The 21,160-nt window shown below is 36.7% G+C and carries 16 protein-coding genes and 2 tRNA genes; 9 read left to right on the top strand and 9 right to left on the bottom strand.

Annotated elements, in window-relative coordinates:
- Positions 1-144 precede the first annotated feature (144 nt).
- Together DDY94_RS04285 and DDY94_RS04280 are read right to left on the bottom strand one after the other, a co-directional pair.
- Positions 145-219, bottom strand: a tRNA-Pro gene (locus tag DDY94_RS04285).
- A 231-nt stretch (positions 220-450) separates the two neighbouring features.
- Positions 451-534 (bottom strand) — tRNA-Ser (locus DDY94_RS04280).
- Between the two features lie 237 nt (positions 535-771).
- Here DDY94_RS04280 and DDY94_RS04275 point away from each other — a divergent pair.
- The 5 genes from DDY94_RS04275 (at position 772) to DDY94_RS04255 (ending at position 7,028) form a co-directional block, all read left to right on the top strand.
- On the top strand, positions 772-1,812 hold the full coding sequence (locus DDY94_RS04275) for a ligase-associated DNA damage response exonuclease (RefSeq protein ID WP_111682804.1): 1,041 nt from the start codon (positions 772-774) through the stop codon (positions 1,810-1,812).
- The gene (locus DDY94_RS04270) at positions 1,809-3,398 is read left to right on the top strand and encodes an ATP-dependent DNA ligase (RefSeq protein WP_111682803.1); all 1,590 of its coding nucleotides are present in this window, start codon (positions 1,809-1,811) and stop codon (positions 3,396-3,398) included. Before DDY94_RS04275 ends, DDY94_RS04270 begins: the two co-directional genes overlap by 4 nt.
- Positions 3,395-5,848, top strand: a complete 2,454-nt coding sequence (locus tag DDY94_RS04265; RefSeq protein ID WP_262627051.1) for a ligase-associated DNA damage response DEXH box helicase — start codon at positions 3,395-3,397, stop codon at positions 5,846-5,848. Before DDY94_RS04270 ends, DDY94_RS04265 begins: the two co-directional genes overlap by 4 nt.
- Positions 5,849-6,499: a ligase-associated DNA damage response endonuclease PdeM gene (gene pdeM, locus DDY94_RS04260; protein WP_111682801.1), complete on the top strand. Its 651-nt coding sequence runs from the start codon at positions 5,849-5,851 to the stop codon at positions 6,497-6,499. It abuts the gene before it with no gap.
- Between the two features lie 115 nt (positions 6,500-6,614).
- Entirely contained in the window at positions 6,615-7,028 is a 414-nt protein-coding gene (locus tag DDY94_RS04255) for a hypothetical protein (RefSeq protein WP_157957239.1), read from the top strand.
- Here the strand turns inward: DDY94_RS04255 and DDY94_RS04250 are convergent.
- From DDY94_RS04250 to DDY94_RS04230, 4 genes are all read right to left on the bottom strand, one after another.
- On the bottom strand, positions 7,015-8,196 hold the full coding sequence (locus DDY94_RS04250) for a class I SAM-dependent methyltransferase (protein ID WP_111682799.1): 1,182 nt from the start codon (positions 8,194-8,196) through the stop codon (positions 7,015-7,017). The two genes, DDY94_RS04255 and DDY94_RS04250, sit on opposite strands and share 14 nt — an antisense overlap.
- Before the next feature lie 7 nt (positions 8,197-8,203).
- The gene (locus DDY94_RS04245; RefSeq protein ID WP_111682798.1) at positions 8,204-9,292 is read right to left on the bottom strand and encodes an AI-2E family transporter; all 1,089 of its coding nucleotides are present in this window, start codon (positions 9,290-9,292) and stop codon (positions 8,204-8,206) included.
- 36 nt (positions 9,293-9,328) lie between these two features.
- The gene (locus DDY94_RS04240; protein WP_111682797.1) at positions 9,329-9,832 is read right to left on the bottom strand and encodes a TrmH family RNA methyltransferase; all 504 of its coding nucleotides are present in this window, start codon (positions 9,830-9,832) and stop codon (positions 9,329-9,331) included.
- A gap of 223 nt (positions 9,833-10,055) precedes the next feature.
- The gene (locus tag DDY94_RS04230; protein WP_232817826.1) at positions 10,056-10,676 is read right to left on the bottom strand and encodes a DUF4159 domain-containing protein; all 621 of its coding nucleotides are present in this window, start codon (positions 10,674-10,676) and stop codon (positions 10,056-10,058) included.
- 76 nt (positions 10,677-10,752) lie between these two features.
- On the opposite strand from DDY94_RS04230, the gene DDY94_RS04225 reads away from it, so the two are divergent.
- Positions 10,753-11,478: a DUF1223 domain-containing protein gene (locus tag DDY94_RS04225; protein ID WP_111682795.1), complete on the top strand. Its 726-nt coding sequence runs from the start codon at positions 10,753-10,755 to the stop codon at positions 11,476-11,478.
- Here DDY94_RS04225 and DDY94_RS04220 read toward each other — a convergent pair whose 3' ends face one another.
- From DDY94_RS04220 to tsaD, 3 genes are all read right to left on the bottom strand, one after another.
- The gene (locus DDY94_RS04220; protein ID WP_111682794.1) at positions 11,479-12,183 is read right to left on the bottom strand and encodes a 16S rRNA (uracil(1498)-N(3))-methyltransferase; all 705 of its coding nucleotides are present in this window, start codon (positions 12,181-12,183) and stop codon (positions 11,479-11,481) included. It abuts the gene before it with no gap.
- Positions 12,183-12,812 (bottom strand): peptidylprolyl isomerase, encoded by a 630-nt coding sequence (locus DDY94_RS04215; protein WP_111682793.1) that lies wholly within the window; start codon positions 12,810-12,812, stop codon positions 12,183-12,185. The genes DDY94_RS04220 and DDY94_RS04215 overlap by 1 nt, the downstream gene beginning before the upstream one ends.
- A gap of 598 nt (positions 12,813-13,410) precedes the next feature.
- Positions 13,411-14,433 (bottom strand): tRNA (adenosine(37)-N6)-threonylcarbamoyltransferase complex transferase subunit TsaD, encoded by a 1,023-nt coding sequence (tsaD, locus tag DDY94_RS04205; RefSeq protein WP_111682791.1) that lies wholly within the window; start codon positions 14,431-14,433, stop codon positions 13,411-13,413.
- A 187-nt stretch (positions 14,434-14,620) separates the two neighbouring features.
- On the opposite strand from tsaD, the gene DDY94_RS04200 reads away from it, so the two are divergent.
- The 3 genes from DDY94_RS04200 (at position 14,621) to gap (ending at position 21,152) form a co-directional block, all read left to right on the top strand.
- Positions 14,621-19,006, top strand: a complete 4,386-nt coding sequence (locus tag DDY94_RS04200) for a translocation/assembly module TamB domain-containing protein (protein ID WP_232817813.1) — start codon at positions 14,621-14,623, stop codon at positions 19,004-19,006.
- Positions 19,007-19,143: 137 nt separating this feature from the next.
- Positions 19,144-20,130, top strand: a complete 987-nt coding sequence (gene pfkA, locus DDY94_RS04195; RefSeq protein WP_111682790.1) for a 6-phosphofructokinase — start codon at positions 19,144-19,146, stop codon at positions 20,128-20,130.
- Between the two features lie 20 nt (positions 20,131-20,150).
- The gene (gene gap / locus DDY94_RS04190) at positions 20,151-21,152 is read left to right on the top strand and encodes a type I glyceraldehyde-3-phosphate dehydrogenase (protein WP_111682789.1); all 1,002 of its coding nucleotides are present in this window, start codon (positions 20,151-20,153) and stop codon (positions 21,150-21,152) included.
- The last annotated feature ends 8 nt before the right edge of the window (positions 21,153-21,160 follow it).

The raw sequence follows: 21,160 nt of genomic DNA, 5'->3' as shown, positions 1-21,160 counted from the left end.
AAGCGATGCTTTCTGCAAAAGCTTGAACCAATTTCTTATAAAAATAAATTTTTAACCAAATTTAATTCAACCTTTTTGTCGGGTTTAACCGACGAAGTTCAAGAAGCTAGAAGTACTACTTCACAAAAGCTTCAATGAACGTAGTCGGGGTGGCAGGATTCGAACCTGCGACCTCCGCGTCCCAAACGCGGCGCGATAACCGGGCTACGCTACACCCCGAAAACAGTATTAAATGTCAATATTTCAAATTACAACTTCAAAACGGTCATCAATTCTGAACTTGTAGCCCGGTTCCGGGCGAAGCCTGTACCGAGCGCAGTCGAGGTGCTACACCCCGAATTACAGCATGCGCTGTAATTTGATTTTTAATGGAATGGGCGGACCCGTCCGACGGAGCCCGCTTGTCCATATATTGTTGCCTGCTTTGGTTTATACTTCAGCGGGCGAAGGCGGAGAGACCGGGATTCGAACCCGGGCAACACTTACGCGTTGACAGATTAGCAATCTGCTCCATTACCACTCTGGCACCTCTCCATACAATCTAAAGAACGTTTCCTAAAATTGCGGATGCAAATGTAACTTATCATATCAAAGAACGCAAAAAAAATATCGAGTTTTTTAATACGATTTTATGATTTTAGAATTTCTTTCACTTACAAGATTCATTTTAAGTCATTTTAAAATTTTTGCTTCCTGATTTTTCATTCAAATATTAAAAATTAACTATATTTTACTACAGGCATATTCACATTTTTTATAGCTTACAACGCTGTGCAAAAAGAAAACCAACTTATAAAATTCACCAAAAAAGGGATCTATTGTCCACAAGGTAAATTCTATCTTGATCCTTGGAAACCAGTAGACTACGCCATAATTTCGCATGGCCATGCTGATCATGCCCGTTGGGGAATGAAGAACTATCTCTGTACTAACGATTCAAAGCCCATTCTGAAACATAGACTAGGAGCCGATATTAAGGTTCAAAGTATAGAATATGGTGAGCATCTAGTTATCAACGGTGTTGATGTTAGTTTCTATCCTGCAGGACATGTGATAGGTTCTGCTCAGATCCGTTTAGAATATAAAGGATATGTGGTGGTTTTCACTGGTGACTACAAAACGCAGCCCGATTTTATAACTACTCCTTTTGAATCCATTAAATGCCATACATTCATTACTGAAAGTACCTTCGGACTACCAATTTATAATTGGAAAAAGGAAGAAGAATTACAAGGCGAATTACATAGTTGGGTCGAGAATAACCGAATTAATAACAGAGCTTCAGTATTTTTAGGCTATTCACTTGGGAAGGCGCAACGATTACTTTCTCTACTAGAGGGTGTAGATGACGATATTTACGTGCATCGATCAATTTATAATTTGAATGAAGCCATTTCAGCTTCAGGGTTTCAACTCCCTGAAACAAAATTATGGTCTGCCGATCTTGATAAAAAAACACTCCAAAACAAAGTCATTATTGCACCACCTGCATTGTTAGGTTCAAGAATGCTTAAGCGCCTGCCCAATCCTGCAACCGCAATATGTTCAGGTTGGATGCAAATTCGCGGCAATCGTCGCTGGCAATCTGTTGATGCCGGATTTGCGGTTAGTGATCATGCCGATTGGAATGGTCTCATCGACGCCGTTAAATCTTCAGAGGCTGAACAAGTTTATGTTACACATGGCTACCAGGCTGTTTTTTCAAAATACCTGAGAGAGATTGGGATTAATGCAAAAGAATTAATTACCGAATACGGCGACGAAACCTTAATCAATTCCGAAGTTGAAACTGATAAAGCCAGTGCCGAATGAAGTTATTTTCAGAGCTCATAAGTGCCTTAGAGATTACCAATAAAACCAATGCCAAGATTGATGCTTTGGTTGATTATTTCAAAAGAGCTCCAGATAAGGACAAACTATGGCTCATTGCACTTTTCACAGGTAAACGCCCTTCCAGACCTGTTAAAACAACACTTATGCGAGCATGGTGTATGGAACTCACAACACTACCCGAATGGCTTTTTTTAGAAAGTTACAGCACCGTAGGTGATCTCGGTGAAACCATGGCACTTTTGCTACCAGAACCTAATCACAAATTAGATCTTAGCCTTCATGAATGGATGACCGAATTAAAGGCTTTAAAACCAAAATCTGAGGAAGATAAAAAAGCCTTTGTCTTGGAGGCATGGTCTGGTTTAGACCAACAAGAACGACTGATATTCAATAAACTCATCGGTGGAAGTTTCAGAATTGGAGTTTCAAAAAAAACGCTTGTCAATGCCTTGTCAAAATTAACAGGAATAGATTCCAACCAATTGATGCATAGTATTATTGGAAACTGGACAGTGGATGATATTACCTTTGAAGAACTAATCAATGGTACTCATATCAACTACGATAATTCCAAACCTTATCCCTTCTGTTTGGCCTATGCTTTAGAAAAAGAACTTCCAGAATTAGGCGAACCTCATGATTGGATCGTAGAACAAAAATGGGATGGGATTAGAGGTCAGATCGTGAAGCGTAACAACGAAATTTATATCTGGTCGCGTGGTGAAGAATTAGTTACGAAACAATTTCCTGAGCTTGTAGAAGCTATAAAAAATTTCAAATATGATTTTGTGATTGATGGCGAAATACTGGCTATGAAAGACAACGACGTTTTACTTTTTAATGACCTTCAAAAACGCTTGAATCGTAAAAATGTCACCAAAAAATTATTAGAGGAAATTCCCATCGGATTCTATGCCTATGACCTCCTGGAATATGAAGGCGATGATATGCGTTCTGTTTCATTTATCGAGCGAAGGCAAAGACTGGAAACAATTTTCGATTCCATAGCATTACCAGATCATTTGCAATTATCGTTTTTGGTTAAGTTTGAAAAGTGGGATGAGCTTCATGAAATAAGAAATAATTCAAGAGCAATAAATAGCGAGGGACTAATGCTAAAACAGAAGCATTCGCCTTATCACACCGGTCGCAAAAAAGGTGATTGGTGGAAATGGAAGGTAGATCCGTTAACCATCGATGCCGTTATGATCTATGCGCAAAAGGGTAGTGGGCGAAGAAGTTCAAAATACACAGATTACACCTTTGCTGTGAAGAAAGATGACGCCCTAGTCACCGTTGCAAAGGCCTATTCAGGCTTAACAGACAAAGAGATTACCGAGATATCTCAGTGGGTAAATAAAAACGCCATTGAACGTTTTGGCCCCGTAAGAACAGTGAAGCCCGAACTGGTTTTTGAAATTGCTTTTGAAGGCATCGCTCTAAGTAATCGCCATAAATCAGGTGTTGCTCTAAGATTCCCAAGAATTGCACGTTGGCGAAAAGACAAACCGGTAGATGAAATTGATACCATAGAAACCGTTAAACAATTAATTACTTCAACTTGAGTCAGTTTAGAGATAGCGAAGGTTTGCGTATAATTAATAATTGGATGGCTGAGAATGGTTATGCGCCATTTCCATTTCAATTGCAAACTTGGCAGCGGTATGCAAATGGGTACTCCGGTATGGTCGTAGCGCCGACAGGATTCGGAAAGACATTCTCTGTATTTCTTGCTGTTGTAATCGATTACCTTAATCACCCAGAGCGTTATCCTAAAGGATTGAAGTTATTATGGATTAGTCCCTTACGATCATTGGCAAAGGATCTGGCCAAAGCTATGAATGAGGCCATAGATGCCATAGGTTTAGATTGGACTGCTGAAGTACGAAATGGTGACACTCCAACAGCTGCAAGACGCCGTCAAGAGCGAAATATGCCAGATATTTTACTGACGACTCCAGAAACTATGCATTTGTTGTTCTCACAAAAAAAGAATTCCAGATGGTTCAAAAATTTGAAATGTGTAGCCATTGATGAATGGCACGAACTGATCGGAAATAAAAGAGGTGTATTAACAGAACTTGCGATCTCCCAATTAAGGCACTACGCACCTAAACTGAAAATCTGGGGAATAACGGCCACCATTGGTAACTTAGAGGAAGCAAAATCTGTTTTATTACCCTATTCAGACTTGAAGATTACTGAAATTAAGGCCAAACAAAAGAAGAAGCTCGATATCATATCAGTCTTACCTGATGAGATTGAAGTTTTGCCATGGGCCGGTCATTTAGGGGCAAAAATGGTAGATAAAATTTTACCCATCATTGCTTCAAATACAACGACACTCATCTTTACCAATACGCGTGGACAAGCAGAATTGTGGTATCAATTATTGTTAAACGCACAACCAGATCTGGCAGGATTATTAGCTATTCATCATGGATCGATCGATAAAAAGTTACGGAACTGGATTGAGGATAATATCGCTTCAGGGTATTTAAAGGCTGTGGTTTGTACATCGTCTTTAGACCTTGGTGTTGATTTTAAACCTGTAGATTGTGTGATTCAAATTGGATCGGTTAAAGGTATTGCGCGGTTTATGCAGCGCGCAGGTCGAAGTGGTCATTCTCCTTTCGAACGTTCAAAAATATATTTCATTCCTACGCATTCCTTAGAATTGGTTGAAGTTTCAGCTTTGAAAGAAGCCATCAAAGATAAACAAATGGAATCGCGCGATCCGATGGTGTTAACCTTCGATGTACTGGTACAATTTATGGTCACATTAGCCGTGGGTGAAGGGTTTAAATCTGAAGAATTATTTCAACGTATTCAACAAATCCACGCATTTAACTACCTCACTAAAGAAGATTGGCTTTGGTGCATTCATTTCATAACAAAAGGAGGTAAAACTCTTAATTCCTATGAGGAATTTCATAAAGTTATTCTTGAAGAAGATGGCAATTACCGCGTAAAAAGTCGTCGTATAAGTATGTTGCATCGCATGAATATCGGAGCCATAGTAAGCGAGGTCAATGTGATGGTAAAATATATGTCTGGCGGTTATATTGGCATGATCGAAGAATTTTTCATTTCGAAATTAAAGCCAGGCGATAGTTTTATTTTGGCAGGTCGAGTTCTTGAACTGGTTCAAATTAAGGATATGACCGTACTGGTGCGTCGTAGTAAAGCGAAGAAAGCAGTGTCACCGAGTTGGTTGGGCGGACGACTTCCTTTAACCTCACACCTTAGTCATTATTTACGTTTGAAACTGTCTGATGCGCTCCAACCCGGTCGATTAGAAAAAGAATTACGCTTTTTGAATCCGTTAGTCAGTAGGCAAGAAGAGCATTCTCATATTCCTAAGCAGGATGAATTTTTAGTTGAATTAATTGAGACCAAAGACGGCCATCATTTATTTATGTATCCGTTTGAAGGCCGACTGGTACATGAAGTTTTTTCGGCATTAATGGCATACCGCATCAGTAAGATCAAGCCCATTACATTTACAATCGCAATGAATGATTATGGTTTTGAATTGTTAAGTGATCAGCCTATTCCGGTCGATCAAGAGAATATTAGGGCCTTACTGAGTAAGGAAAATCTTATGGATGATGTTGTGGCTAGTATTAATGCTTCTGAAATGGCTTCTCGTAAGTTTAGAGATATCGCAGTTATTGCTGGTTTAGTAGTACAATCGCAACCTGGGACACGCAAGAATAATAAGAGTTTACAATCGTCTTCTGGACTTATCTTTCGCGTGCTTGAAGATTACGAACCAGATAATTTATTACTGAAACAAGCCTATACGGAAGTATTCAATCAGCAGTTAGAAGAGGCAAGATTGCAGCAGTCTTTTGAACGTATTTCGAAAAGTAAGATTATTGTTAAACACGCCAGATCGTTTACACCATTGAGTTTTCCACTAAAAGTTGATAGTCTGCGAGGCACCATGAGTAATGAAAATCTCGATAAACGCATTCAACGTATTAAAGAGCAGGCTTTTAAAATTGATTAATTGAATATAGCAGAAGAACATATTTCTATATCTGGTGAGGAACTCACATTAACTAATCAACGTGCTATTTTTTGGAAACGCGAGAATGCTTTGATTTTGTCGGACCTTCATGTTGGGAAAACAGCCCATTTTCGAAGGCATGGGATACCAATGCCACATGATATTCTGGAGAAAGATCTACATAGGTTAGAAGCTCTTATTCAGTATTTTAGGGCGGATCAGCTCATTGTTGTAGGCGACTTGTTTCATGCTGAGGTTAATAGTGATATGGATAAATTCAAAACGTGGTTGAATAGTTTTGATAGTTTAAAATTGCTACTAATTAAGGGTAATCATGATGAAAGATCAAGACATTTTTTAGAGGACTTGAATATTGAATCGGTTTTCCAATGGGTAAATGCACCCTTTGTTTTTGTACACGATAGTGTGGATGATACTTCAGATTTCTTTAGTATTTCTGGGCATACACATCCGGGTGTGCTTATTAAAGGAAAAGGTAGGCAGAAGTTAAAATTACCGTGTTATCAGGTGACACAAAAACAGCTTATTCTTCCGGCATTTAGCTTATTTACAGGGTTAAACACTCACGATAGTCCCAAAGATGCAGTGCATTATGCCTTTACAAATTCTTCCATTTTCAAATTTGAATAGCGTGCATTTCGTCGAATAATTGATTCATTTTATCGATATTTCGAAATTGTTTTATATGTTTGGAGTCCCAAATTGATTGTTGCAGACTTGTCTACAGCAATGAAACTATTGAGCAATGAGAAACCTACTTAAAGTGACACAGCTACTGTGTCTCGTTTTAATGCTTTTTGCGTGTACACCAGACTCAGAACTTCATGATAGTACAACGGAAGTAGCATTATCCTCAAATAATGATCCTTGCGTAGATGAGGACCCAATCACTAGAGTTGTTAATAATGGTACTATTCCGTTCGATTTCAAGGTGTATAATGCCATCGGTGAAGAGATTATATTTATTCCGAATATACCAGCAAATTCAACAACATCATGGGCTAGTTTTGAGCCTGGTGAGACCTTGTTCATTTTAGATAGTAACGATCCGGTCGTTTATGATGATAAGGTTGAAATACAAATGGATACCTGTATGGCCTACGAGATTGAGATCGATTCTAATAATACCATTGTGTCTTATACGCCTATAAATCTTTAGTACAGACGATAATTATTTTCGAATTATTGAGGTCTGTGGTGAAGAAGAGATAAGTGTTACCACCATCTTTTATTTTGAATTTCTTTCTTATATCATGAACTGATATTGGGAAGTTTCGCGTAGTGATATTCGCTTTTGATATTCTCTCTTTTGAAAACTCTTTTTTATTGAATGCGATAACTTTTTCAATTTTAAATCGCCTTCCCGGAAAATCAACTAAACGATCTAAGGTATATAAGTGCGAATGTTTATGCAGTTTATGTACTTCTAAATGAGCACTAACGGTGCTAAACGCACCAGCCTTTAGAATTGCGGCATTAGGCTCGTACAGATAGGATAGTGGCTGGCTAAAAGTTGCAGAGTTTGAGCCTTCGTCATTAAAATTAAACGCAAATATTTCAGCATCTACTTTTGAAAGATTTGTAGTATTGATAAAAACGTCACCTCCATAATCACGCTCTAAGATCCATAGTAACTCTTTAACTTCGTTATTGACCGCAACAATGTGAAGTTCCTTTACGTTTTTAAGATCATTGATGGTGTTTTTAATATCGAGCAGTGGTGATGTTTTGATCATTACATGCTTTGCATATTTCAAAAATAACCCTTGAAAGGTCTTAATATTTGGTGTACAATCTGACAATAAAAACACTTTCTTTTTTGAATCGTCTCGTCGAGATGGATCGATATAGATCCAATTGAAAGGCTCGTCAATACGCTTAAGAGCTTCAATGCCACTTTCATTTAAACATGAAATATTGTCAATTTTCAGAGCATTATAATTATGCTTTACCATTTCTGATAAGTCAGAATTTATTTCGCAATGGGTCACTTGTTCAATCTGTTTGGCAAAGAAAAAGCTGTCTACTCCAAACCCACCCGTAAGATCGATTAATGAATTTCCTGTGACCAGATTAGATTTGTATTTCGCAGTAATTTCAGAAGAACTTTGCTCAATATTTAGTCTGTTAGGATAGTAGATATTAGCAGTATTAAACCAGGTAGGTAACTTCTTTTCACAACGTTTTTTGGCTTCAATTTGTTCAATGATTGACTTGGTGTCAACACCTTCGAAAGTAATTCCTTTTAGAAGAAGGTTTGAGATATCTGATTTTAAGTTTGAATTTATAAAATCTTGTATTTCAATATTTAAGAGTGATTTATTCAAACCATAATTATAAGCCCTTTGTGAGCTTATTCACGAATTTATATTCAGATAAAAACTCTTTCAAAATGACTTTTATGGCGGTGTAAGCTGGTACAGCCACGATCATCCCAACGATTCCAAATAGGATTCCTGCGATGATAATAACGAGGAAAATTTCTAACGGATGTGATTTCACACTTTTTGAAAAAATAAACGGCTGGCTAAAGAAATTATCGACAAGCTGTGCAATAACAAAACCTATCATTACATAAGTGGTTTTGGGTAAAATGACCTCGCTAAAGCTTTCACCCAAGTTGCTAGACATGCTAAGCAGTAACATTAAAAACCCACTCACTAAAGGACCGACGTAGGGTACCAAATTTAATAATGCACATAAAAATGCGATCACCAAAGCGTTGTCGATTCCGAAGATCAATAAGACAATGGTATAAATGACAAATAGAATTAGTATTTGAAAAATGAGCCCAACAAAATAGCGTGATAGCAAATCTTTAATTGTATTCCAAGAGCGCTTTGAACGCATTTCGTTGCCTTTTGGTACAAACATTAAAATACCATTTTCGAATAGCTGACTATCCTTCAAGAAGAAGAATGATATAAACAAAACCGAAAAGAGTCCAATACTAAAACTTCCTAAACCACTTACGAGTCCATTGAAAAAATTCGGGATCAGTGAAAAGTCTAATTTCGAAAGGAGGTTAGAATCTTTTATGGATTCTTCAACATCAATATTATTGAATTCAAAATAGGTGATGATCTGTTGGTAGAGATTATCAACATTGCTTTCAAGCTGCTGAAAATCGAGCAGAGCAAGGTTTCTTCCTTGATCGGCAATAAGCGGAATAAACATGCTGATTAGGCTGAGTAAAATTCCAATGAATAAAACCATAGTTACAACAACTGCCAGGGTGTTATTAAATTTTAATTTGCGTCGCAAAAAGAGTACAATAGGTCTTCCGATTAGAGAAATAACTGCAGCTACAGCAATGTAAACAATAACCGATTGAATTTTATAAAGGAAATATAGAACAAGTACTATTGCTGCCAGAATACCCAGAGCGCGTAAAATGCCGTTAGCAATGATTTTTGCATTCATAACTCAAAGATGCTGAAATTAATTCAGTCGAACAAACTATAAAGTGTGAAGTTGATTAACGATCTCGTATAGGGCAATGCTTGTGGCCTGTACCACATTCATACTACTATTATTACCATACATATTGATATGTACCACGGAATCACATCGTTTTAAGACGGACTCGGAAACCCCAAAGTTTTCATCACCAATAATGAGTGCTATGGGTTGATCTGATTGTAGTTTAAACTGACTTAACTCTATACTATTTTCAGTAATTTCTAGGCCAATAATAGTATGTGTTTTTGTTAGTTGTTCTACTACATCTTCTATTTTATCCACAATTTGGTGACTCACATGTTTTTCGGTAGAACGTGAGGTTTTGGTCATGCGTCTTCCAATAGGAATGGCATCACCACAAAAGATAATTTCTTCTATATTGAATGCATCGGCTATTCTGAATAGTGAGCCAATATTAGGTGCATTGTTGATGTTATCACAAACTAAGGTAACTGAATGCTTTTGCTTTTTGAAGTCCGAGTTGTAATGCGTGCGTTGCAATTTTAGAATGAGGTTTATCTTGTTATTGTTGTCACTTCAGGCTGATTAGCGTACACAATAAGTGCTATTAAAATACTCATCAAAATGAGAAAAATTATGATACCCGTAACGACTTTCTTAATTTTTTGCGAGCCCGGTTCATTTGAATTAAATAAAAAAAAGCCCTCCACCAAACTGAAAAAGATATCAACTATTTCGCGCATTGATATTGAAAGTTTTTTGGCTAATTCTCAAAGGCATACTTCACAATATTAGCACCCATTTTAAGTGCTTTCTCGCGTACCTCTTCCGGGTCATTATGTACTTCCGGATCTTCCCATCCGTCACCGAGATCACTTTCAAAAGTGAATAATAGTACTAAACGATCTTCATGAAATATTCCGAAGGCTTGAGGTGCTTTGCCGTCATGTTCATGGATTTTCGGTAATCCATTAGGGAATTCATAAACCGAACTAAATATCTCGTGTTCCTTAGGAATTTCGCGTAGCTCATTATTTGGAAATACTTTCTTAAGTTCTTTAGTGATATAAGGTTCCATTCCATAGTTGTCATCGATATGAAGAAACCCACCAGAGATGAGATAGTTTCTTAAATTTCGGGCGTCGTCATCGCTAAAAAAGACATTGCCATGACCCGTCATATGTAATAACGGAAACTGAAAAATATCGATACTACCCACTTCAACGGTTTGGATATTTTCATTGATATTGGTGTCTATATTATCATTACAATACTTTACTAAATTGGGTAAGGCCGTAGGATTACTATACCAATCGCCACCGCCTTTATATTTAAGTACAGCCACGTCCTGAGCTTCAAGTTGCGTACTTGTTAAACTCATCATAATTGCCAATAAAAGTGTAAGAGGCGCTATTTTTTTCGACATAAACTTCATAATTCAAATGTAAAAAAGAAATCCTATGAAGTCTATTCTGTTAACATTATTTATAATTCCTGCATTCATTTTAACCATTTTCAAAAGTGAAACAAGCGAACCTGATAATATCATTGTGCTTGAATTGTTTACCTCTCAGGGATGCTCTAGTTGTCCGCCAGCCGATCGTATTTTAAACACTGTAAAAAGCGACAATATTATTGCTCTATCTTATCACGTGGACTATTGGAATTATATTGGTTGGAAAGATCCATTTAGCAAATCCACATTTACAGATAAACAACGTATTTATGGTTCGAAATTTAATAGTAGTACCATTTATACTCCACAGTTAGTTGTGAATGGAAAAGAGCATGTAGTTGGTTCTAATAGACGTCTTGTAGATCAAAAAATCAATGAATACAAAAGGAAGGCAAATACTAATAGTGTAAAACTATCTGATGCATCAAAAACTGATGATGTCGTTAACTTTAAATACAATATCGAAGGGTCAATTAGCAATCGTTACATCCGAACAATTTTAGTGATCGATGAACGCAAAACTTCGGTTAAGCGCGGTGAAAATAGAAATAAAGAACTTCTCAATTCGAATATTGTGGTTAGTGAATTACGATTTCAGTTAGAGGACGTTTCTGGTGAAGGATCTATCATCATCCCAGAGATCGTAGAGGCTTCAGATGATTTATCTTTGATAGTGGTGATAGAAAATGATGACCTTGATATCACTGGTGCAAGTCAAGTAGGCTTGTAATTATTCATTCAGAAATGCCACAGAATGACAGGCTGCGATGGCTGCAGTTTCAGTTCTTAAGCGTGTATTTCCTAATGTAACTGGAAGGTAATTATTCTGCAATGCCTGTTCGATCTCTTGAGTGCTAAAATCGCCTTCAGGGCCAATCATAATAATGCAATCACCATTTGTGTCGAGCTGTGATTTAAGCGACTTTTTATCGGTTTCTTCACAATGCGCAATAAACTTTTTTGAAGCTGTAGCTTGCGCAACAAAGTCTTTAAACGACATGGTCTCATTCAGTTTTGGCAAATAGCATTGCAGAGATTGTTTCATTGCGGATTGAATGATCTTCTCAAAGCGTTCTAGTTTTACCACTTTCCGTTCGCTATTATCGCAAATAATTGGAGTGATCTCATCTATTCCAATTTCCGTGGCTTTTTCTAAAAACCACTCAAAGCGATCATTCATTTTGGTAGGCGCAACAGCCATGTGAAGACGGTAATTTCGTTTAGATTGAAGCGACTGAGACACAATTTTTGCTGTACAGTTTTTAATTTCTGCAAGGGTCAATTCGGCTTCAAATAACCAACCTGTTCCGTTAGTAATATGTATATGATCGCCGACCTTTTTCCTTAGAACCTTAACGATATGTCGACTTTCATCCTTATCAAAATTGAAATTTTCGGTCTGCTCAGAAATATTCGGATTGTAAAACAGCTGCATTATTTTGTGACTTCAGTATATTTTAAAACTGTGATCTCTTCTATATCCTTAGCTTCGTAGGTTTTAAGAACGATATAATACCATTGTCTGTCGGGTATATCTAAAGTGAAAATATCGTCTTTGGAATGTGATTTTACGGCGTTTTCAAAATCTGGATGCATTTGTCCTTCAGGAAACCAGCCTAAATCACCGCCGCGTTTGGCATTAAGGTCCATTGAATGGATTTCTGCTAAGGCTTCAAATTTGTAACCTTGCTTAAATTGATTTATGATCTTTGAACGCTTAGCATTAATATCAGCCATGGTCATTTTACGACCATCAAAATAAATATAGCTTACTCTGTGATGCAGCGTTTTATCCTTGTCAATAACCTTGTAGTAAGTTTTCTTATCATCCTTTTTAACCACTTTTTTACCACCTTTTGATAATTTGAAAAGCTCATCGGCCAATTTGGTTTTATGCTTTTCCTTATTGAAGGTTAGCACCTTACTTTTATGGACCTTTTTATAGGTTTTCGCAAAGATTTTTGCGTCTTCAGTAGTTTTGATCGAATCGAGTTCTTGCTCTAATGATTCTTGTGAAAGCGCGAATAGTGGGCAAAATAGTAGAAGAACAAATAAATGTTTCATGATGTAATTGATTTAGTTAATTTGGAGCTACTACAAAACAACTAAAATTTAAAAAGGATTTTGGATATTGGGATTTAGCTTATCAACAGATGTTTTAACAATTAGTTCGAAAATTAATTCCATAGATATTAATTAGCATTTATTTTTTTCTTGAAGTACTTCACCAACGATGCAATGATGTTTATAATAAATACTAACTGGGCTAACATTACTACAACGAACAGCCAAAACAAAATTATTTCAAAATTTTGAGTATCATCAAATAGCGGAAATCGAGATGATGTGCCAATTGGACTTATAAATTCTGAAAAGCAAAGCACAATTAAAAAAATAAATAGCCCAATAATGGTCATGGTTGTGTGAATTCTGGAAAGACTTCTAATAAGCTCAAATTTGCTTAAATGGAGTATCCAATACACCAATCCCAATACCAAAATAATTAGTGAAACAAAAATTGTAATGTGAGAATAAAGCACAACATAGTAGGTGTCAAGAATATTAAACACAAACGTTAATTCGGTGAAATGAAATATTACTAAAGCGATTAATAACAATACCAAAAAAGCAAGATAATATTTATATGCCTTGTACTTTAGCATTAAAATTTCAATCGTGCTGTTGCCATAACATTAAAATCTGAGAAATCGTGCTCCAGATATTTTAAATAACCAACAATGGCAATCATGGCTGCGTTATCTGTGGTATATTCAAACTTTGGGATATAGGTCGTCCAACCATGGTTTTGCTCCGCGTCTTTAAGCGCCTTTCTAATTCCTGAATTAGCTGACACGCCACCACCAATAGCAATATGCTTTATTCCAGTCTGTTTGACGGCGAGTTTCAGTTTGTCCATCAAAATACCGATAATGGTGTATTGAATAGAAGCACAGATATCATTAATGTTCTCTTTTACAAAATCTGGGTTGTTCTTGGTTTCGCGCTGAACAAAATATAAAATAGCAGTTTTTAAGCCCGAAAAACTAAAACCTAATCCCTCAACTTTTGGTTTAGTAAAATGATATGCTTTCGGATTTCCAAGCTGAGCGCGTTTGTCAATTTCAGGTCCGGCCGGGTAACCGAGTCCTAAAACCTTCCCACTTTTATCATACGCTTCACCCACAGCATCGTCGATGGTTTCGCCAAGGACTTCCATTTCAAAATAATTACTCACCTTCACTATTTGAGTATGACCGCCAGAAATGGTCATAGCTAAAAATGGAAACGGTGGTTTGTTATGGTCGTCTTCGTCAATAAAATGAGCTAATATGTGAGCTTGCATATGGTTGACATCGATCAATGGAATATTCAATCCGTAGGCCAAAGACTTTGCAAACGAAGTTCCTACTAATAGAGATCCCATAAGTCCTGGTCCGCGTGTAAAAGCAATAGCACTTAGTTGATCTTTAGAAATTCCGGCGCGTTCGATGGCTCTATCCACAACCGGAACAATATTTTGCTGATGTGCTCTCGAGGCTAACTCCGGAACTACACCTCCGTATTCCGCATGAATTTTTTGGTCTGCAACAACATTGCTTAAAATTTTATCGTTACATAATACAGCGGCCGATGTGTCATCGCAAGAAGACTCAATACCAAGGATGTATATATTTTCTTTTTTCATGAGTAATAAAAGGCACAATAATTGTTAATTTTACCAGATATAGTCTAAAGCCATACTTTATAACGTATAGAATAGACAAAGGTAATGAAGATTTCATCAATTTTTAAGCACTAGTCGTATCAAAAAAGTACTCAAAATAATAGGAAAAATAGCAGGCATAATTCTGCTCTTATTCTTTATTGTTTTTTTGATTCTAGGGATTCCAGCTGTTCAGACCAAGTTAGGAAAATACGCTACTAAAAAAGTTAATGAAGAATTTAAGACGAACATTACCATCGCAAAGGTTGGACTGCAGCTTAATGGCGACATAGAACTCAAGGAAATTCTAATTAGAGATCATCATGAAGATACGCTCATCAATATTGGTGAATTGAATAGTTCTATCATTAGTTTTAAAAATCTATATAACGGCAAACTGAATTTTGGCGATATCGACATTCAGGATCTATTGTTCAATCTGAAAACTTACGAAAGCGAAGAAGATACAAATCTCGATATTTTCGTTGATAAATTTGAAGACGATAATCCAAGAGAAGGACCAAGTGAGTTTCTGTTTTCATCGAGCGATGTCTCTATAGAAGATGGAACTTTTAGGCTTATAGATGAAAATTTAGAAACTCCTGAAGTTTTTATTTTTAAAGATCTCAATGTTAATACCACTAATTTTTTAATTAATGGCCCCGAAGTAAGCAGTAGAATTAACACTTTTAGTTTTATAGATAGTCGAGGTATTGTTGTTGATAATTTAACGGCAAATTTTGAATATACCTTAACACACATGGATTTTCAAGATCTTGATATAAAGACTGAGAATTCTAAACTTAAAGGTGATTTACGATTCGATTACAAGCGTGAAGATTTAAAGGGTTTTACAGAGAAAGTTCTTGTTACGGCGAGCTTTAGAGAATCTGAAGTTTCCCTCACTGAACTCAATGTGTTTTTTGATGAATTCGGAAGAAACCAACGTGCTAAACTTGATGTAGACCTATCAGGAACCTTAAATAATTTAACCGCTAATAATCTAAAGGTTAGTACTTCTAGAAATACCAGAATCATAGGTGATATCACTTTTACAAATCTGTTTAGTAAAGAAGACGATAGCTTTGCCTTAGACGGAAAGTTTCAAAATTTAGCTTCTAATTATAATGATCTTACCGCTTTATTGCCTCGAATTTTAGGCAATGCCATTCCAACGGTATTAACCAAAGTGGGTAATTTCAAAATAAGTGGAACATCTAGAGTCACTGCAAACCAGATAAATGCGGATATTACGATCGATACCGATATAGGTTTATTAGAATCGAATCTAGAGTTAACTGAGATCGACGATATCGACGAGGCGAGTTACATTGGTAACATTGTATTTGACGAATTCGATATAGGTCAAATGATAGACGATCCAAAGGCCAAATTGGTGTCTGCCAATGTCGATGTAGATGGTAGAGGCTTCACACTAGATAATCTGCGAACAGATATAAAAGGAGATGTCTTTAGCCTAGAATATAATGATTATACCTACCAAGGAATTGCGATTTCTGGAGACTTAGGTAACAAAGTTTTTAACGGGAAGCTCATTGCAGATGATCCAAATTTGCAACTTAATTTCAATGGGTTGGTAGATTTTGCTGAAGAACAGAAGCAATTCGATTTTAAAGCAAACGTCGGTTATGCTAATTTAAAAGTTCTCAATTTTGTAGACCGAGATAGTATTTCTGAGTTTAGAGGTTTAGTGAATATGACAGCTGTGGGCTCCACTTTTGATGATGCCGACGGTACCGTTAAAATTAAAAATACGACCTATAAAAATCAAGATAGCAGATACCGCTTTGAAGATTTTGATATCGTGTCTACGTTTGAAGGTGACGAGCGCACTATTTCGATTAACTCACCAGATATTTGTAGTGGGAAAATTAAAGGTAAATTTAAGATAGAAGACCTTCCAAAGTTGGTAGAAAATTCCCTCGGAAGCATTTATACCAACTATCAGCCTTTTGAAGTCGAGGAAGGCCAGTATATGGATTTTAGATTCAATGTGTACTCTAAAATTGCTGCGGTATTTTTCAAAGATTTGTATTTGGGCAAGAATACCTTTATTGAAGGTAGAGTGGAGACCGATGAAAAAGGATTTGAGCTCACCTTTAATTCGCCACAAATTAAATATCAAAACTATTTTGCTAATAACATTAATCTCGATGTAGACAATAGCAATCCGCTTTTTAATACGTTCCTTCAAATTGATAGCTTAAGTGCAGGCGTATATAATGCCTCAGACTTCTCACTTGTTAATGTAACCAGAAGAGACACTTTGTTGATCAAAACAGAATTTAAAGGCGGCGATAATAACAAAGATGAATTCAACCTTAATTTATTTTATACCATCGATGAAGCCAATAAATCTATAGTTGGTTTCAAGAAATCCGATATTCTATTTAAAGGATATGAATGGTTCGTGAATTCTGAAAAGAATAACTTTAACAAAGTGCGATTTGATAAGAATTTAGATGCCTTTGATATTTTCCCAATCACCATAAATCAAGGTAATGAAGAAATTGAATTGTCTGGTATTATCAGTGATAGTATTAATAAAAATATTAGGCTCGATTTTAAAGATGTTCAATTAGTTAAAATCACACCTCGAATAGACAGTCTGGCACTCGATGGGCTCGTAAATGGCAAACTCAGTATCAACCAGACGAATGGCGCTTATTTGCCAAAATCAGATATGGAGATCAACAATCTTTTTGTAAATGATTTTGATCTAGGAGACCTAACGGCTAAAATTGAAGGTGACAATTCACTCACAGCCTATGACGTCGATATCTCTCTGGTAAATGACAACCTGGTTTCATTCTCAGCTAATGGTGCTCTAGATGTAGCTAAAAATAGGCCTACGATAAATGTTGATGTGGCCTTTGAAGAGTTTTTGCTCGATCCATTGAATCCCTTGGGTGAAGGTGTCATTAGTAATATTAGAGGTCTGGTATCAGGAAATGCTAAAGTCACAGGCAGCCTCAAAAAACCAAGTATTGATGGCGAATTACTACTAGATAGAGCCGGACTCTCAATACCTTATCTCAACGTGGATTATGGCTTTGACTTCGATTCAAAAGTGTCACTTAGGAATCAACAGTTTATATTTAATAATGTGGCCATGACAGACTCGGAGTACTTCTCTCAGGGTTATCTCAACGGCTATATAGAACACAATAATTTCTCGGATTGGAAATTAGGTCTCGATCTTAACACCAACCGTCTATTGGTATTGAATACTGAAGAGTCTGAAGACGAATTATATTACGGTACAGCTTTTATTTCAGGTGAAGCAGAAATCAAAGGTCCAACAGATCAACTCATCATTGATGTCGAAGGAAGCACAGCTTCTGGTACCGAATTCAATATTCCACTAAATGATTCTGAAAGTTTTGGAGACAATTCATTTATTCATTTTTTAAGTCCTGAAGAGAAGAAAGCTAGAATAAGCGGTGAAGTCGTTGAAGCGATTGAGGTTAAAGGTTTAGAGTTGAATTTTGATTTAGATGTCAATCAGAATGCGACGATAGAAATTGTAATCGATAAAGACTCGGGAAGCACTATTAAAGGAAAGGGCGAAGGAAACCTTGTATTTTTAATTAACACTAACGGTACCTTTAATATGTGGGGTGACTTCTCTGTATTTGAAGGCGTATATAACTTTAAATATCGTGGCTTAGTTGAAAAACGTTTTGATGTAGAACAAGGAGGTAGCATAGTTTGGGAAGGCGATCCTTTAAGAGCTGAAATTGATATCAAGGCAGTATATCAGGGATCAGCAAACCCCTCAGTTTTATTAGATAATCCCATTAATCAAACCATCCCGGTTGAGGTGATTATTCATTTAACGGGTCAGTTAGAACAGCCAAATCCTGAGTTCGATTTTAGATTCCCAACGGTAAATTCAACAGTGAAATCAGAGCTCGATTATAGATTGTCTTCAAGAGACGAACGCGACAATCAGGCGCTTATATTTTTAGCTACAGGTAGTTTTGCAAACGGCGTAAGTGGCATTGATTTTTCTGGTACAATTGCTGAACGTTTAAGTGGAATCGTCAATAATTTATTAGGAGGAAATAATGAAGACTTGCAAGTTGGGTTAGATTTTGAATTAGGTCAGGATACACCAGATATCCGAACGAATAGTAGAGTAGGACTCACACTTCAGACTAAAATATCAGATCGATTTATAGTGAATGGTAAGGTAGGCGTTCCATTTGGAAGTGCCCAACAGACTACACTTACTGGCGATGTTCAAATTGATTGGTTGCTCAACGAAGACGGAACGCTGAGAGCCAAAGTGTTCAATAGAGAAAATACCATTAGAAACTTCGGTGAGGAGATCGGATATACACAAGGCGTAGGTTTATCCTACAGCGTTGAATTCGATACCTTCAAAGAACTCATAGATATTATTTTTTCAGGTAAGAACCGTAAAGATAAAAAGGCTGATAATGAAGTTAAAGAAGAAGTTGAAGATGAAGAAAGTATGATGCCAGATTATATCACAATGAAGAAGAAAAAGACTAAAACTAAGTCTTGAAAACTCCCTTTTTTCCAATTTTAATCAAATAGTTATTAACGAAAACGTTTGAATTTATTCAGGCGCTTTTTTTTTATGATTTTAGTCATAATATTGTGTGTTTAGTTTAGTAATTTTACTAAAACTTAAAAACGAAAATGGCTCATACAATTAAAAAAATTGCGGTTTTGACCTCTGGTGGTGATTCACCAGGAATGAATGCTGCCATCCGCTCTGTGGTAAGAACTTGTGCCTTTCACGACATTGAATGCTTTGGTTGCTACAGAGGTTATCAGGGTATGATTGAAGGTGACTTTGAAAGCATGGATGCGCGTAGTGTTAAGGGTATCATTAATAAAGGTGGTACAATGCTTAAAACGGCGCGTTCAAAAGAATTCAGAACCAAAGAAGGGCGTCAGAAAGCTTACGATGCACTTCGCGCAGCAAAAATAGATGCCTTTGTTGTAATTGGAGGTGATGGTAGTTTTACTGGTGCCATGATTTTTAATCAAGAATTTGGTTTTCCGGTTATGGGCATACCAGGTACAATTGACAACGATATCTTCGGAACTACTCATACTTTGGGTTATGATACTGCTCTAAACACAGCTGTAGAAGCCATTGACAAGATTAGAGATACGGCGAGTTCACACAACCGTTTATTTTTTATTGAAGTTATGGGTCGTGACGTTGGTCACATTGCCCTGAATGTAGGTGTTGGTGCAGGTGCTGAGGAGATCTTAATCCCTGAAGAGGATTTAGGACTTGATAGGTTATTAGAGTCTTTACGACGAAGTAAGACCTCAGGCAAATCATCGAGTATCGTTGTGGTAGCCGAAGGTGATAAAATTGGTAAAAACGTATTTGAACTGGCCGATTATGTTGAGGAGAATATGACCGAATATGAGGTGCGAGTTTCAGTTTTAGGACACATGCAACGTGGTGGAAATCCGTCGTGTTTCGATCGTGTACTTGCCAGTCGTATGGGTGTTAAAGCAGTTGAATCATTAATTACAGGAAAAAGTAACTATATGGTTGGGCTTAAAAATGATATCATTGATCTTACGCCATTCGATCAAGCCATAAAAGGACAATCAAAAATCAATATGGAACTACTAAGAGTTTCAGACATAATGACAATATAAAAGACTTAAAAAAAGAAAACATGTCAAATTTAAAATTAGGAATTAACGGATTCGGAAGAATAGGAAGAATAGTATTTAGAGCAACAGTGAATCGCCCAGATGTAGACGTGGTTGCTATTAACGATTTATTAGATGTTGAGCATCTTGCATATTTATTAAAGTACGATTCTGTTCATGGTCGTTTTGATGGAACAGTAGAAGTAAAAGATGGTCACTTGGTAGTTGATGGTAAAACCATTCGTGTTACTGCTGAGCGCGATCCAAAGAATTTGAAATGGGACGAAGTCGGAACAGACGTCGTTGCTGAATGTACAGGGATCTTCACAACTTTAGAAACTGCTCAATACCATATCGACGCTGGTGCTAAAGAAGTGGTTATTTCTGCACCAAGTAAAGATGCACCAATGTTTGTGATGGGTGTAAATGACGACGAATTAACATCTGACCATAAGATCGTTTCTAACGCTTCATGTACAACGAATTGTTTAGCACCTGTAGCTAAAGTGCTAGATGATAATTTTGGTATCGAAGAAGCTTTAATGACAACTATTCACGCTTCTACAGCAACACAATTAACGGTTGATGGTCCTTCTCGCAAGAATTATAGATTAGGACGTTCGGCTTTAAATAATATCATTCCTTCAACTACTGGTGCGGCAAAAGCTGTGGGTAAAGTTATTCCGAAGTTAAATGGAAAACTTACAGGTATGGCCTTTAGAGTGCCAACTGCTGATGTATCGGTAGTAGACTTAACGGTTAGACTTCAAAAGGAAACTTCATACGAAGAAATTAAAAAAGCGTTTAAGGCAGCTTCAGAAGGTGCAATGAATGGCGTATTAGGTTATACTGAAGAACCAGTAGTTTCTCAAGATTTTGTGAGTGATACACGTACAAGTATTTTTGATGCTAGCGCAGGAATTGAGTTAAACTCAAAATTCTTTAAAGTAGTGTCTTGGTACGACAATGAGTTTGCGTATTCAAACAAATTAGTTGATTTGGCAATTAAGATCAACAACCTATAGAACTTAAT

The sequence above is a fragment of the Winogradskyella tangerina genome (assembly GCF_003260205.1).
Lineage (GTDB): Bacteria > Bacteroidota > Bacteroidia > Flavobacteriales > Flavobacteriaceae > Winogradskyella > Winogradskyella tangerina.
This window is presented reverse-complemented; position numbering and strand designations above follow the sequence as displayed.

Bases quoted from the DNA above. Each gene is read 5' to 3' on its own strand.
- DDY94_RS04255 (WP_157957239.1), top strand. From the start codon at position 6,615: ATGAGAAACCTACTTAAAGTGACACAGCTACTGTGTCTCGTTTTAATG.
- DDY94_RS04220 (WP_111682794.1), bottom strand. From the start codon at position 12,183: ATGCAGCTGTTTTACAATCCGAATATTTCTGAGCAGACCGAAAATTTC.
- DDY94_RS04270 (WP_111682803.1), top strand. From the start codon at position 1,809: ATGAAGTTATTTTCAGAGCTCATAAGTGCCTTAGAGATTACCAATAAA.
- gap (WP_111682789.1), top strand. From the start codon at position 20,151: ATGTCAAATTTAAAATTAGGAATTAACGGATTCGGAAGAATAGGAAGA.
- tsaD (WP_111682791.1), bottom strand. From the start codon at position 14,433: ATGAAAAAAGAAAATATATACATCCTTGGTATTGAGTCTTCTTGCGAT.
- DDY94_RS04215 (WP_111682793.1), bottom strand. From the start codon at position 12,812: ATGAAACATTTATTTGTTCTTCTACTATTTTGCCCACTATTCGCGCTT.
- DDY94_RS04230 (WP_232817826.1), bottom strand. From the start codon at position 10,676: ATGATGAGTTTAACAAGTACGCAACTTGAAGCTCAGGACGTGGCTGTA.
- DDY94_RS04225 (WP_111682795.1), top strand. From the start codon at position 10,753: ATGAAGTCTATTCTGTTAACATTATTTATAATTCCTGCATTCATTTTA.
- pfkA (WP_111682790.1), top strand. From the start codon at position 19,144: ATGGCTCATACAATTAAAAAAATTGCGGTTTTGACCTCTGGTGGTGAT.
- DDY94_RS04245 (WP_111682798.1), bottom strand. From the start codon at position 9,292: ATGAATGCAAAAATCATTGCTAACGGCATTTTACGCGCTCTGGGTATT.